The organism is Leisingera sp. ABM4_103, assembly GCF_056158685.1.
Map to the genome: position 1 here is coordinate 905,001 of NZ_JBSWTU010000005.1, position 13,851 is coordinate 918,851.

Consider the following 13,851-nt stretch of genomic DNA (forward strand, 5'->3'; position numbering starts at 1 on the left):
TTACGGATAGCCCCCAGAACCCGCAACCCCAAAATTCAGAAAATCACCAAAATCCGCTCAGAAAAATGACAGTCACAACAAAATCAATGGCTTACGATAAAACAAAGTCAGCACCCCTGACCTGTCTCACCCCTCCTCCCCGCACCGCAAACCGCCCCGGACACCGCAAATCCGCGCCCCAGGCAGCTTACCCCCAGACTCACCGACCTTATCCACAAACTCAACCGCACAGGAATCGCAAACCGCCCCCTTCCTCCTGCCCGAAATACCCCGGGGGAAATTTGGCCAAAGGACAAAGGGGGCAGAGCCACAAACAAATAGGACGGCCAAACGGCCGCCTGATCGCTTTACCGTTTGCCGCACTCAAGCATGTCCAAACCCGCAACGAGATCCCGCCCAATACCGGCGTCTTCCATATGGAGGCGCAGACGCTGGTTGTAGCCGCCGGGCGTATTCAAGGCTTCAATCAATTCTGCACAGCCAGACTTCTGCAGGCTGCTGGTGATCAGCATGCGCAGAAAAGCTTCTCCTTGCTGCCGGTCCTCGGCCCGGCCGCCCAGCCATTCGGCGGCGTCGTTCACCATGCGCGCAACCGGCGAAAGTACTGCCTGGGCACACAGGTAGGCATCAAGCTCTGCCTGGTCCTTCAGGGCAAATACAGTGTTCTCAGGACCGAATATCTGCGAGACCAAGCCAGTGTCTCCCAGAGCTATGATAGGAGAGCCGCCCTGCGCAATCCCTGGAAAGGGCATCATCACAGCCGCCGCGCGCGCCGGTGCGGCCAATTGTGCGACCCTAGCCAAACCGGCACCGGCCATGAAAGAGATCACCTGCTGATCTTCGCGAAACTCCAGCCCGGACAGGATGTCATCAGCCGCCTCTGCCATCAGACCCAGAAAAACAACTTCGCTGGCATCTGCCACCGCCTGGTTGGCAGCAGCAGTGACGTCGCCGAATTCCGCCGCCAATGCTGCCGATTGGGACCGGCTGCGCTCTGACACCGTAATCCGGTGACCCTTTCCAGCGAGTCCCCGCACCACTGCAGAGGCAATGGTGCCGCATCCGAGAAAACCAAGGCGCATGTCAGATGTCCTTCATAAGCCGCAGCGCGTCATAGATCGCCGCATGTGTGTTGCGCGCGGAAACCGCATCACCGATCCGGAACAGCAGGAACCGGCCCGCCGGGTTGGACATAGCGGCCTGCGGACGGCCTGCAATCAGTGCATCATAGACCACTTCGCCGCGGTTGGCTGACTGATCCTTCAGCGCGAAGTACAGGTCGTCCAGCGGAAGCGTGCCATAATTGACCACCACCTGATCATACTCTTCGCTATAGGTGTGACCGCTATAGTCGGTGCCGATGGCGGCAGTCAGCCTGTTGCCGCTGCGGCTGATGCCCAGCAGGCGGCGGGCGACAGTGAACCTTACGTCCTTGTCCTGCAGGGACCGCATATAGGGCACAAGGTTCATGCCCATAATGTCAGGCGCAAACGTCCGGTCGGGTGTCATCACCTCTACCCGGGCTCCAGCACCAGCCGCGGTTTCTGCCGCCATCAACCCCGGATGATCGCCGCTTTCGTCATAGATCAGGACATGCCCTGCGGGTTTCACATCGCCAGAAATGATGTCCCAGCTGGACACAGCATGCGGCACGTCTTCCCGGGCTTCATGCAGCGCCATATTCGGCATCCCGCCGGTCGCCACGATCACCACATCGGGGTCCAGGGCCATCACATCCTCCGCCTCTGCCCAAGTATTGAAGCGGAACGCAACATCCCGGGCCGCGCATTGCGCCATGCGCCAGTCGATGATGCCGATCATCTCAGCCCGGCGCGGGTTTTGCGCCGTCAGCCGCACCTGGCCGCCCGGTTCAGCAGCCGCTTCGAAGACAGTCACATCATGGCCTCGCTCTGCGGCCACCCGCGCTGCCTCCAATCCGCCGGGACCGGCGCCGACGATCACCACTTTCTTGCGCGTCTCTGCCGCTGGGATTTCGTGGGGCATCGTGAGTTCGCGCCCGGTGGCGGCGTTGTGGATGCACAGGGCCTCCCCGGCTTGGTAGATCCGGTCGAGACAGTACGTAGCGCCGACGCAGGGGCGGATGTCATCTTCCCGCCCCTCAATGATCTTCCGCACCACATGCGGATCCGCCATATGGGCGCGGGTCATGCCAACCATGTCCAGCAGGCCGCTGGCAACCGCATGGCGGGCAGTGGCCACATCGGGAATGCGGGCGGCGTGAAATGTTGGCATGCCGGTGGCCCTCTTCACTTCCCCGGCGAAATCCAGATGCGGCGCCGACTTCATGCCCTGCACCGGGATCACGTCGGTCATCGCAGGATCGGTGTGGATACGTCCTCGGATCACGTTTAGGAAATCCACCATCCCGCTGTCCGCCAGGCGCTTGGAGATTTCGATCCCTTCTTCAGGGCTGATCCCGCCTTTCTGCGCCTCATCCGCGGTGTACCGCAGGCCGACGATGAAATCCTCCCCGACGCGGTCCCGGACTGCGCGCAGGACATCGAGCGGCATGCGCATCCGGCTGTCCAGCGATTGACCGCCGTAAGGCCCGTCCAGATCATTGGTCAGCGGGGACCAGAACTGATCCAGCAAGTGGCCATAGACCTGCAGCTCGATCCCGTCCATGCCGCCCTCTTTCATCCGCTCTGCTGCATCAGCGAAATCGGAAATAATGCGGGCGATGTCCCAATCCTCGGCCAGTTTGGGAAAGGACCGGTGCGCAGGTTCGCGGTGCCGTGAAGAGCTGACGGACGGCAGCCAGTCCCCCTTATGCCAGCCTGTGCGGCGGCCCAGGTGGGTGAGCTGGATCATCACCGCTGCGCCGTGCTCATGCACCTGATCCGTCAGGTTGCGGATCCAAGGCACAACTTCGTCCTTGTAGGCCAGGATATTGTTGAACACCGGCGGGCTGTCGCGGCTGACAGCAGCCGAGCCGGCGGTCATAGTCAGCGCCACTCCGGCCTTGGCACGCTCCGCGTGATAGGCGGCATAGCGTTCCTTGGGCATGCCGCCTTCCGGATAGGCCGGTTCATGGCTGGTGGTCATGATCCGGTTGCGAAGCGTCAGATGCTTCAGCTGATAGGGCTGCAGCAGCGGGTCCTTGGACATGGCTGAATCTCCTGGAACGATGTCTGGGCTAGCCATGATACGACACCATCATGACACATGTGTCAATTTAACGATCACACCTGTCCGGAAAAGTTGCTCCCGCGCCGGGCTCTTGCTAATGCTTACGCATGACCACACAGGACATCTCCCGAGCGCGGCTGAGTGAAGAAGACTGGCTTGCCACGGCATACGACGTGCTGACCGAAAGCGGCGTGGAAGCCGTCAAAGTTATGCCGCTGGCCAAACGGCTTGCTGTGTCGCGCACCAGTTTCTACTGGCATTTCAAGGACCGCGAAGCACTGCTGGACGCGATGATCCGCCGCTGGGAGGAAAAGAACACCGGCAATCTCGTGGCCCGGACCGAAGCCTATGCCGAAACCATTGCAGAAGCGCTGTTCAACCTGTTCGACTGCTGGATTGACCCGGAGCTGTTTGATGCCCGGCTGGATCTCGCGATCCGCAACTGGGCACGCAATGACGCCGGGCTGCAGGCGCGGCTGGACAAGGCCGATGCACGTCGCGAGCAGGCAGTAAAACAGATGTTCCTGCGCTTCGGGTACAATGCGCAGGACGCGCTGATCCGCGCCCGGGCCATGATCTATACCCAGATCGGCTATATCTCGATGCAGGTTCGGGAAAGCACCGAGTACCGGATCTCGCTGATGCCAGGCTATATCGAGGTTTTCTCAGGCCAGCCGCCTGCCCAGCATGACTTGGACCGGTTTCTGGCCCGCCACAGCTGATCACTGGATGCTGCTTCAGTGCCCGCCTCTTGCCATATGGGTGTACTCCCGCCCGCCGCCCAGGCATCCAATATGCCTGCCGGACAGTTGGGCCAAGCGCCGCGCCCAAGGCGCGCAGCGCAGATCGCTTATGGCTGCGCCCGAAGCGAATAGCATCAGCAACGCTTCTGCTGAAAACTGACGAACGTTTTTTGCCACTGCCGCGCCGCGCGTCAGCGCGGCGCCACCAAAAGCACGGGCGCGGAACCAAAGGTTCCGCGCCCGCCCTGTTCAGCCTTACCTGACCGCCTTATTCCGCGGCGATCTGGCCTTCAATCTTTTCGACCTTCACCGCCGAGAACTTGAACTCGGGGATCTTGCCGTAAGGGTCCAGCGCCGGGTTGGTCAGGATGTTGGCGGCGGCCTCCACATAGGCAAAAGGCACAAACACCATGTCCTCGGCAATCGCCCGGTCGGCGCGCGCCATGATCTCGATCGAGCCGCGGCGGGTGGACAGGCGGATCATCTCACCCGGCTCGATCCCCATCAGCTTGAGCGTGCGCGGGTTGAGCGAGCAGTTCGCCTCCGGCTCCACCGCGTCCAGAACCTTGGAGCGGCGGGTCATCGACCCGGTGTGCCAATGCTCCAGCTGGCGGCCGGTGGTCATGATCATCGGGTACTCCGCATCCGGTGCCTCATCCGGCGGGATGACCGATGCCGGGGTGAAGCGGGCGCGGCCCTCGGGGCGCGGGAAGCCGTCACCGAACACAATCGCCTGACCGGGGTCGGTCTCATGCAGCGACGGGTAGGTGATGGTCTCGGTCTCCAGACGCTCCCAGGTGATGTTGTTCAGCGACTTCATGTTCAGCTTCATCTCCGCAAAGACTTCGCTGACATCCTTGTAATCCCACGGCAGACCGATGCGCTGCGCCAGCTCGACAGTGACCTGCCAGTCCTCGCGCGCCTCGCCCGGGGGCGGAACAGCCGGACGCACACGCTGCACCTGGCGGTTGGTGTTGGACACGGTGCCGTTCTTTTCATACAGCGCCGAGGCCGGCAGGATGATGTCCGCATAGTTCGCCGTCTCGGTCAGGAAGATGTCCTGAACGATCATCAGTTCCAGCTTGGCAAAGGCATCGCGTGCGTGGTCAGCATCAGGGTCGGACATCGCCGGGTTTTCACCTTGGATGTACATGCCCTTGATGTTGCCGGCATAGGCCTCGTCCACGATCTCGGTCACGGTCAGGCCCTTCTCGTTCGAGAAGTCGCCGCCGCCCCAGACATCGGTGAAGCTCTTGCGGACATCATCCGAGGTTACGGTCTGGTAGTCCGGCAGGAACATCGGGATCAAGCCTGCGTCGGAGGCACCCTGCACGTTGTTCTGGCCGCGCAGCGGGTGCAGGCCGGCACCCGGCTTGCCCACGTTGCCGGTCATCAGCGCCAGCGAGATCAGGCAGCGCGAGTTGTCGGTGCCGTGGATGTGCTGGGAAACGCCCATGCCCCAGAAGATCAGACCCGCCTTGCCGCCCGCAAAGATGCGCGCGACGCTGCGCAGCTGCTCAGGCGAGACACCGCAGATTTCCGACATCTTTTCAGGCGTGAACTGCGCCAGATGCTGCTTTTCCGCTTCCCAGTTCTCGGTGTATTTGTCGATGTATTCCTGGTCGTACAGGCCTTCCTCGACAATCACGCTCATAATCGCGTTCAGCATCGACACGTCCGCGCCGGGACGGAACTGCACCATTTCGGTGGCGAACCGGCGCAGGCCGACGCCGCGGGGGTCCATCACAATCAGCTTGCCGCCGCGCTTGGTGAACTGCTTGAAATAAGTCGCAGCCACCGGGTGGTTCTCGATCGGGTTGGAGCCGATCACAATGGCCACATCCGCGTTTTCGATCTCGTTGAAGGTCGCGGTCACAGCGCCGGAGCCAACGTTTTCGATCAGCGCCGCAACAGACGACGCGTGGCACAGACGGGTGCAGTGGTCGACGTTGTTGTGCTTGAAACCCTGGCGGATGAACTTTTGGAAGAGGTAGGCCTCTTCGTTGGTGCATTTCGCCGAGCCAAAGCCCGCAACCGATTTCGGGTTCTCATCCCGCAGCTTCATCAGGCCCTTGGCGGCCAGATCCATCGCCTCTTCCCAGGTTGCTTCGCGGAAATGGGTCGCCAGGTTGCCCGGATCGACGTTCAGCCCTTTTGCGGGCGCGTCGTCGCGGCGGATCAGCGGCTTGGTCAGGCGGTGCGGGTGGTGGATGTAGTCAAAGCCGAAACGGCCCTTAACGCACAGGCGGCCTTCGTTTGCCGGGCCGTTGATGCCCTCGACATGCTTGACTTTGCCGTCCTTGACCTTGAGCGAGACCTTGCAGCCGACACCGCAGAACGGGCAGACGCTTTCGGTTTCAGAATCATAGTCCTTGCTGTCGCCGACCTGGTTTTCGTCCAGCACGGTGGCAGGCATCAGTGCACCGGTCGGGCAGGCCTGCACGCACTCACCGCATGCGACGCAGGTGGACTGGCCCATCGGGTCGGCGATATCAAAGGTCGGGAAGGCGTTATGGCCGCGGCCAGCCATGCCGATCACGTCGTTCACCTGCACTTCGCGGCAGGCACGCACGCACAGGCCGCAGGAGATACAGGCGTCCAGGTTCACCTTCATGGCAACGTGGGAATCGTCCAGCAGCGGGATGCGACCCTCTTCCAGCTTCGGGAAGCGGCTCTCGGTGACGCCGTTCAGCTCTGCCATGTCCCACATGTGGGAGGATTTGTCGTGTGCCTCTTCCCGCTTGGGCTGGTCGGCCACCAGCAGTTCCATCACCATCTTGCGGGCATTTTCGGCGCGCGCGTTGTTGGTGGTGACAACCATGCCCTCGGAGGGTTCGCGGATACAGGAGGCCGCCAGCGTGCGCTCGCCTTCAATCTCCACCATGCAGGCGCGGCAGTTGCCGTCAGGGCGGTAGCCCGGCTGCGGCTTGTGGCACAGGTGCGGGATCTTCAGCCCGCGGCCGTTGGCGACTTCCCAAATGGTCAGACCCTTGTCCGCCGTGACCTGTTCGCCATCGAGTGTGAATGTGACTTTATCGCTCATGGCTCAGACCTCATCCGGAAAATGTTTCATGGTCAGGCGGATCGGGTTCGGCGCGGCCTGGCCCAGCCCGCAGATCGAGGCGTCCACCATTGCGGTGCTCAGCTCTTCCAACAGGCTCTGATCCCACTTCTTCTCGCTCATCAGCTTGACGGCTTTTTCGCAGCCCACCCGGCAGGGGGTGCACTGGCCGCAGCTTTCGTCCTCGAAGAAGCGCAGCATGTTCAGCGCTGCGTCACGGGCCGAGTCCTGGTCGGACAGCACCACCACGGCAGCGGACCCGATGAAGGTGCCATGCGGCTGCAGCGTGTCGAAGTCGAGCGGAATGTCATTCATCGACGCAGGCAGCAGGCCGGAGGACGGGCCGCCCGGCTGATACGCTTTGAACGCGTGACCATCCAGCATGCCGCCGCAGGCTTCGATGATGTCGGTGATGGTGGAACCGGCGGGCAGCAGATGCACGCCCGGGTTCTTCACCCGGCCCGACACCGAGTAGCTGCGCAGGCCCTTGCGGCCGTTCTTCTCAACTGAGTTCAGGCATTCTGGGCCTTCACGGCAGATCTTGGCGACCCAGTACAGGGTCTCGACATTATGGACCAAAGTCGGACGACCGAAGACACCCACCTGCGCCACAAACGGCGGACGGTGGCGCGGCTCGCCGCGCTTGCCCTCGATCGACTCGATCATCGCGCTTTCTTCACCGCAGATATAGGCCCCTGCCCCGCGGCGCAGGTCGATGTAGCCTTCCTCGACGATGCCGGCGACTTCCAGCGCCTTGATCTCGCGGCGGAGGATCTCAAGCACTGCCGGGTATTCGTCGCGCATGTAGATAAAGGCTTTCTCGGCCTCGACCGCCCAAGCGGCGATCAGCATGCCTTCGAGGAAGACGTGCGGGGTGCGCTCCAGATAGTAGCGGTCTTTGAAGGTGCCGGGCTCGCCTTCGTCGCCGTTCACGGCGAGGTAGCGCGAGCCTTGGTTGGCGCGCACAAAGCCCCATTTGGTGCCGGAGGGAAAACCAGCGCCGCCAAGGCCGCGCAGGCCTGCTTCTTTGACTTCCGCTTGAACCGCTTCCCAATCGCCGCCCACACGCAGGTCTTTCAGCGTGGCATAGCCGCCTTCTGCTTCATAGGCTGCGAAGGTTTCGTACTCGGGGATGTGCGCGTGGGTATCATCTGCCGCAATCGCCGCTTCCGCCTTCTCGACGGTCGCATGGTCGATGTGGTTGTGGCCGATTTCCAGCACTGGTGCGGTGTCGCAGCGGCCCATGCACGGCGCGCGTAAAACGCGAACCTGGGAGGCATCCAAACCGTCTTCCAGCGCCTTCTGCAGCTGCTGGGCGCCTGCCAATTCGCAGGACAGCGAGTTGCAGACGCGGATGGTCAGGGCCGGCGGCGGGGTCTCGCCTTCTTTCACCACATCGAAATGGGCATAGAAGGTGGCCACCTCATAGATCTCTGCCTGACCGGTCCGCATCTCCTCGGCCAGCGCCCGGATATGCGCGGCGCTGAGGCAGCCGTATTTGTCCTGAATCAGGTGCAGAAACTCAATCAAGAGGTCACGGTTGCGCGGGCGGTCCCCCAGCAATTCCTGAACCTCGCTCAGCGCGATGTCGTCGACCTGGCGGCCTTTGGGCGTCTTGCGGCCCTTGCCTTTGCCGGACTTCCATACGCCCTTGCTATCATCCAATGGTGCCATGGGGTCCTCCAGTCAGCACGTAATTCACTCCGAAATGCCATCAAGAATGAATATCGTCAAATCTGGAAATTGGATTGCACGATAAGCAACGCTTATCACGCCATTTGCGGCATCCCTTCGTCCACAAACGTCGCAATTACCTCTTTCAAGGCCTGAACCGTGGTCAATTCCGGTGTCCGGTCCAGAGTTGCAATGCAAATCGGCCGAGATTGCTCCGGCTCGATCAGCGAGAGAACCCGGGTTCCCCCCAGCTCTCCCAAGGCCTGCATCAATGCCCGCGGCAGAATTGTCGCCGCGGAGCCTTCGCGCGCCAGCACCATCGACGCCATAAAGCCATTGGACTCCGACACGATATCCGGCCTCAGTTCCAGGTCGGCGAATATCCGGTCCAGAATACGGCGGTTCTGCATCTGCTGGTCCAGCAGGCTCAGCGGCAATTCAGCGGCCTCGGCCCAGCTGATCGTCCCGCCACGGTCCGCCACCATCTCTTCGGGCGCCAGCAGCACATAGCTCTCTTCATACAGCGGCTGCACTGACACCAGATCCCGCCCCATGCTCTCGGCGTAGGTAATACCGGCATCAATTGTACCATCATAGAGGCGCTGCTGGATAGCCAGCGATGTCGTCACCTCGACCTGGGCCAAAATCCGCGGATAAGCCTGGTGCACCTGATCCACCAGCTGCGCGGCCCAAGCGGTGGCGGTCGGCACCACCCCCAGCACCAGCGTCCCGGTCACCTCGCCGCGCGATGCTGCGATCTCTTGTTCCAGGGCCTTGGCATCATCCAGGATAGAACGCGCCCGGCGCACGATCATCATGCCCTCTTCGGTCAGCCCCTGAAACCGGTTAGCGCGGCGCACAATGGACAGACCCAGCCGTTCCTCCAGATTGCGGATCCGCATGGAAAACGCCGGTTGCGACATACCGCAATCAGCCGCTGCCTTGGCAAAATGCTGGTGGCGGGCCAAAGCGGTCAGCAGCTGAAGATCCTTGAGCTCGATCATGCCAGCACCTTACGCCGCGGCCGTCGGCCCCTGCAATGGGCCCCGCTGAAATGTCAGCCCTTGCCGGACGTTTCTGCCTGCTGCGCGGCTTCTCCGTAGAGTTCCACCAGCTCTTCCAGCACTTCGGCCGCTCCTTGCAACCGCCCTGCTAGCTCAGTGCGCCCTTCGAGCGCCTGCATCAGCATGCGGTCTCGCAGTGAATTGAGCTCCTCCACCAGCACACGGCCCTCGTCAGTCAGGTCATAAGTAACACCCGAACGGCCAGCTCCCTGTTTGCGGGTCAGCCCCGCCGCCGCCAGCTTGCGCAGGGAATACTGAATGTTGGGTATATCGACACGGTTTGTAGAACGGGCCAGCTCCTTAATTGATTTGGACCGCCGGCCGCCGCCAATCAGACGCAACAAGGTGATCTCAGCTCCGGCCAGAGACACGTTTCCGGCCAGTTCCATACACCCGGCCTGCCACCGGATCAGGCCCTCACCGGCTCGCTGCACAGCGATTTCCAGCCGGTGAAGCCGGTCAGCAGCCGTTTCTTCAGTCAGGTATGAAAACGAGGATGAGTCCAATCTGTTATCCAAGAAACAGCTCCGATAAAAAGTTTTGGCGGCCCCAAGGGCACAGAAAACAGCAGATCAAAATTCAGGAGTTTCCAATACACCCCCGCCCAGCACCAGAAAGCGCACGGTACAAGGAGGCGCAGGCTCCTTCTTGAAAATCCATCTCAAATTACCCTCAACTTATCCTGCCAATTCCTCCGGACTTCAATACCCGGAAACTCAATATGTTAACCAAACGGAAACCGTGCAACCGTCCGCCTGCTGCTCACCCGCTGCTCTGCAAGCCGCTGAGTGGAATAGCGCGGTTCAGGATCGCTGCGCGGAAGCCGCAGCAAGAACTGCCTGCGCCCACCTGTCAGAAATGCTGCCGAAACAATCATGAATTGAGTCAGTGGCAATTGCGCTGCCCTGTGCCAGCCTGCCTGTCAGCGCGAGCCCTGCAACCGGTTCGCCGTCAGCTCCGGCCAGCGCTGCGTCCGGTGCACAGTTTGCACCCAAACCGCTGCCAAGGGGGTTCAATGCCAAGTCTTGCCGCAGCCTTGCCACAAGCGGCTCCGTCACAGATTCCACCGCGGGCTGAGGCAGAACGGCGTCAATCATGACATCGGCGGTCACCGCGTGACCGCCGGATTGCAGCCGCCAGCCCTGCGGCGTGAGCGTGATATCAGGATCATCTGCCGCACGCGGATCTACCAGCCCGATCTCAATGAGGATCTGCAGCTGACGGGCGGTTTCTACTGGCGCCCCGTAGGAATAACGCTTGAGACCGCCATCAAACTCAACAAAGTCCCGCGCAGTGCCGGCAGACACCGGGGAACTGTCAAAGACGCGGCGCAGCAACGGCTGCCACTTTCGCCAAAGCTGGCCGACCGTGTAGCCGATGGCGGGCGGCGCTTCCCCCTCGGCTTGGGCGATGCCTGCGCGCAGGGCGTCCAGAGTCCCCCGCTCTTCCTGGCTTCCCGGATGGTCCCGTTCCAGCTTCAGCCATTCCCGGACCTCGGCGGGCTGCGCTGCCCTTCCACCGGCGCGGATTATGCGCAGCGCTGCGGCCTCAAGAACGCGGCAAAGCGGTGTCAGACCGGTATCAGGCTGTTCAAACAGCCCGGCACGCATGGCTTTTTCAAATGCCGCGGTCTCTTCGTCCAGCGGATCAAAGCGCGCGTCGAGCAATGCATTGAGGGGTTTCGGGGCGGGTGCATGCCCATCCAGCGAAAAAGGCACGATCCGGGACGGTTCCCGCCCGGACGCGATATAGCGGTCACCTTCGAACCGTCCGCCAAGACCCAATGTCAGCATGCGGACAACATCAAGCGCCGAAAGCGCCATGCCGCGAATACCAACAATCTGGCCCGCCCAGCCTTGGGCCGCACTTATCAAGTCTGTCCCAGGGTAGGCCGGCATTAGGGGCAATAAATTTCGGTCCGCATGATCTTGCCAGCGCGACAGCTGCTCATCGCTCGCTGTTTCAGGCTGCCCTAGGGACAGCAGCACGTTATCGTAGGGGCCGCGGGTCAAACCCTGCGCACGCAGTTGCCAGCCCGCCTTACCGCGCTCCGCCCTGGTGACCCGCGCCGCGCAATGTCGCACCGCAATTGAGTCTGGCAGATCAGCGAGCAGTGCATTGAACCTGGCGTTCAGGTAAGCACCGAGTTTGGCCCGCGGCAGAAACGCCTCTCCATCCCCGGCGGCCTGGCCCATCCATTCGGCGAAACTGCTTTCTGCCCCGCGCGCCAGCGGCGGCGGCGGCAGGTCGATGCTGCGCAACGGCAGGTTCAGCAGGCAAGTTTCACTTTCACTTGGGTCGAAACTTGGGCCCGCCGCTGGATAGCTGGAGGGGTCGAAAACATCCACCTCCAGTGCCCTGCCTTCTTCAGAGGCACGGCGCACCAGCGCCTCCAGCGCACCAAGGCCGCGCGGCCCGAACCCAACAATGGCAACCCGGCGCAAGTCTCGCCCCATTTATGCGCTCCCTTACCCAGCACAGCCCTGCCACCTTGAGCCGCTAGCGTCCCGCGGCGCAAGCCATTTCCGCGAAAAACCGCTGAGCCGGGCGCCCCACTGTAAGTTTACTTCTTTTTGCCCCTGCGCGGACTTTATCGCGTGCCACCTGCAGAGGTACGGATTTTGTTACCGTGCCGGTTTCCAAGCGAAAATTGCGGTTGGCCTTACCGATGGCATACCGGCAGGAGATACTCAGGACATGTGGCTCACCGTTAGAACGCCCGTGCCGGATTTCACCTATCCGGATTGCTCCTCGCGGCTCACGCGTTTCAAAAACCGCTTGAGCCGATCATCCCGTGGCGCATCGAAAATCTGCCGCGGCGGGCCGGATTCGACGATCTTGCCGCCATCCATGAACACGATCCGGTCCGCGATTTCACGTGCGAACTGCATCTCGTGGGTGACGATAATCATGGTCTGGCTTTTCTCGGCAACCCGCCGCATCAGGTCCAGCACCTCGCCCACCCACTCCGGGTCCAGCGCCGACGTCGGCTCGTCGAACAGCAAGACGTCTGCACCAAGCGCCATTGCACGGCCGATACCCACGCGCTGCTGCTGCCCCCCGGACAAGGCCGCCGGGTAGCTGTCCGCCTTCTCTGCCAGCCCGGTTTCACGCAGCACCGAAAGCGCGCGCTCCTCGGCCTCGGCGCGGGGCCGTTTCTGGACGGTGACGAGTGCTTCCATGATGTTCTCTTTCGCCGTCTTGTTGGCAAAGAGCGCATAGTTCTGAAATACAAATCCCGTGCGGCGGCGCAGAGCCAGGATTTCGGATTTCGACGCCCGCGCGGCATCAATGGTCAGATCGCCAACCTTGATTTGCCCCGCATCGGGCACATCAAGGAAGTTGAGGCTCCGCAAGAGAGTCGATTTCCCTGTGCCGGACGGACCGATCACAACGACCTTTTCGCCGTCTTCGATGTCAAGGTCGATCTCGCGCAGCACCGGTGCGCCGCGGAACGACTTGGTAAGTCCCCGGATAGAAATCATCGCGCAAAAGCCTTGTTCAAACGGGTTTCCAGCAGGCCCTGGACCTGGCTCAGCGCCTCGACCATCACCCAGTAGATGACCGCGACAACCAGAAACGCTTCGAAATAGAGGAAGCTGCCAGCCGCCTCCTTCTGCGCTGCGCCCATCATTTCGGTGACCCCAAGCGTAAAGGCCAGCGACGTGCCTTTAATCATATCGATGAAGTAATTCACCAGCGTCGGCGCCGCGATCCGCGTCGCTTGCGGGAGTATGATGCGGCGCATCATCTGGACCTGCGTCATACCGATGGACTGCGCCGCCTCCCATTGGCTGCGGTCGACCCCGGCGATTGCGGCGCGGATGCTCTCAGCCATGTAGGCGGCGAAATGAAGCGTAAGCCCCATGATCGCGGCGGTCACGCCGTTGATATTGGCAAGCGCGGGCAACAGCTGCGGCAGGCCGAAATAGAACAGAAACAGCTGTACCAGCAGAGGGGTGCCGCGAAAAAAGCTGATGAACAGGACAACCAGATTGTCCAGCACCGGCACCTTGATGACCCGTTCCACAGCAAGGAAGGAAGCCAGGATCAGCGCCAGCACCATGGACGCGACGGCCATGGCCAGGGTAATCGGAACGTAGGACAGGATGACGGGCACCAGCCCGAGCATGTAATCGAAGTCAAGCGCCCGCATCGT

Annotated in this window: 10 protein-coding genes; 1 reads left to right on the plus strand and 9 read right to left on the minus strand. The window is 61.7% G+C overall.

Translation table 11 applies throughout. The features are described from left to right. Window positions 1-347: 347 nt before the first annotated feature. Both ACXAED_RS05955 and ACXAED_RS05960 read right to left on the minus strand, forming a co-directional pair. On the minus strand, window positions 348-1,082 hold the full coding sequence (locus tag ACXAED_RS05955) for an NAD(P)-binding domain-containing protein (RefSeq protein WP_475047686.1): 735 nt from the start codon (window positions 1,080-1,082) through the stop codon (window positions 348-350). Between the two features lies 1 nt (window position 1,083). Beyond that, complete coding sequence (locus ACXAED_RS05960; RefSeq protein ID WP_475047689.1) at window positions 1,084-3,129, minus strand: oxidoreductase; 2,046 nt, start codon at window positions 3,127-3,129, stop codon at window positions 1,084-1,086. 128 nt (window positions 3,130-3,257) lie between these two features. On the opposite strand from ACXAED_RS05960, the gene ACXAED_RS05965 reads away from it, so the two are divergent. Continuing rightward, complete coding sequence (locus ACXAED_RS05965) at window positions 3,258-3,872, plus strand: TetR/AcrR family transcriptional regulator (protein ID WP_475047692.1); 615 nt, start codon at window positions 3,258-3,260, stop codon at window positions 3,870-3,872. A 289-nt stretch (window positions 3,873-4,161) separates the two neighbouring features. On the opposite strand, the gene fdhF is transcribed toward ACXAED_RS05965, so the two are convergent. From fdhF to ACXAED_RS06000, 7 genes are all read right to left on the minus strand, one after another. Further along, window positions 4,162-6,936 carry a formate dehydrogenase subunit alpha gene (gene fdhF, locus ACXAED_RS05970; RefSeq protein ID WP_475047694.1) on the minus strand — a complete coding sequence of 925 codons (2,775 nt, stop codon included), beginning with the start codon at window positions 6,934-6,936 and terminating at the stop codon, window positions 4,162-4,164. Window positions 6,937-6,939: 3 nt separating this feature from the next. After that, complete coding sequence (locus ACXAED_RS05975) at window positions 6,940-8,628, minus strand: NAD(P)H-dependent oxidoreductase subunit E (protein WP_475047696.1); 1,689 nt, start codon at window positions 8,626-8,628, stop codon at window positions 6,940-6,942. A gap of 95 nt (window positions 8,629-8,723) precedes the next feature. Next, a complete protein-coding gene (locus ACXAED_RS05980) occupies window positions 8,724-9,632 on the minus strand; it encodes a LysR family transcriptional regulator (protein ID WP_475047699.1) in 909 nt (302 codons plus the stop codon). 53 nt (window positions 9,633-9,685) lie between these two features. Continuing rightward, a complete protein-coding gene (locus ACXAED_RS05985) occupies window positions 9,686-10,081 on the minus strand; it encodes a winged helix DNA-binding protein (protein WP_475047702.1) in 396 nt (131 codons plus the stop codon). 414 nt (window positions 10,082-10,495) lie between these two features. Beyond that, window positions 10,496-12,148 carry an FAD/NAD(P)-binding protein gene (locus ACXAED_RS05990; RefSeq protein ID WP_475047705.1) on the minus strand — a complete coding sequence of 551 codons (1,653 nt, stop codon included), beginning with the start codon at window positions 12,146-12,148 and terminating at the stop codon, window positions 10,496-10,498. A gap of 279 nt (window positions 12,149-12,427) precedes the next feature. After that, the gene (locus ACXAED_RS05995) at window positions 12,428-13,177 is read right to left on the minus strand and encodes an amino acid ABC transporter ATP-binding protein (protein ID WP_475047707.1); all 750 of its coding nucleotides are present in this window, start codon (window positions 13,175-13,177) and stop codon (window positions 12,428-12,430) included. Next, window positions 13,174-13,848: an amino acid ABC transporter permease gene (locus ACXAED_RS06000; protein WP_475047710.1), complete on the minus strand. Its 675-nt coding sequence runs from the start codon at window positions 13,846-13,848 to the stop codon at window positions 13,174-13,176. Before ACXAED_RS06000 ends, ACXAED_RS05995 begins: the two co-directional genes overlap by 4 nt. Between the last annotated feature and the right edge of the window lie 3 nt (window positions 13,849-13,851).

Coding starts and splice junctions, on each gene's coding strand:
- ACXAED_RS05955 (WP_475047686.1), bottom strand. CDS start 1,082: ATGCGCCTTGGTTTTCTCGGATGCGGCACCATTGCCTCTGCAGTGGTG.
- ACXAED_RS05960 (WP_475047689.1), bottom strand. CDS start 3,129: ATGTCCAAGGACCCGCTGCTGCAGCCCTATCAGCTGAAGCATCTGACG.
- ACXAED_RS05965 (WP_475047692.1), top strand. CDS start 3,258: ATGACCACACAGGACATCTCCCGAGCGCGGCTGAGTGAAGAAGACTGG.
- fdhF (WP_475047694.1), bottom strand. CDS start 6,936: ATGAGCGATAAAGTCACATTCACACTCGATGGCGAACAGGTCACGGCG.
- ACXAED_RS05975 (WP_475047696.1), bottom strand. CDS start 8,628: ATGGCACCATTGGATGATAGCAAGGGCGTATGGAAGTCCGGCAAAGGC.
- ACXAED_RS05980 (WP_475047699.1), bottom strand. CDS start 9,632: ATGATCGAGCTCAAGGATCTTCAGCTGCTGACCGCTTTGGCCCGCCAC.
- ACXAED_RS05985 (WP_475047702.1), bottom strand. CDS start 10,081: ATGGAACTGGCCGGAAACGTGTCTCTGGCCGGAGCTGAGATCACCTTG.
- ACXAED_RS05990 (WP_475047705.1), bottom strand. CDS start 12,148: ATGGGGCGAGACTTGCGCCGGGTTGCCATTGTTGGGTTCGGGCCGCGC.
- ACXAED_RS05995 (WP_475047707.1), bottom strand. CDS start 13,177: ATGATTTCTATCCGGGGACTTACCAAGTCGTTCCGCGGCGCACCGGTG.
- ACXAED_RS06000 (WP_475047710.1), bottom strand. CDS start 13,848: ATGCGGGCGCTTGACTTCGATTACATGCTCGGGCTGGTGCCCGTCATC.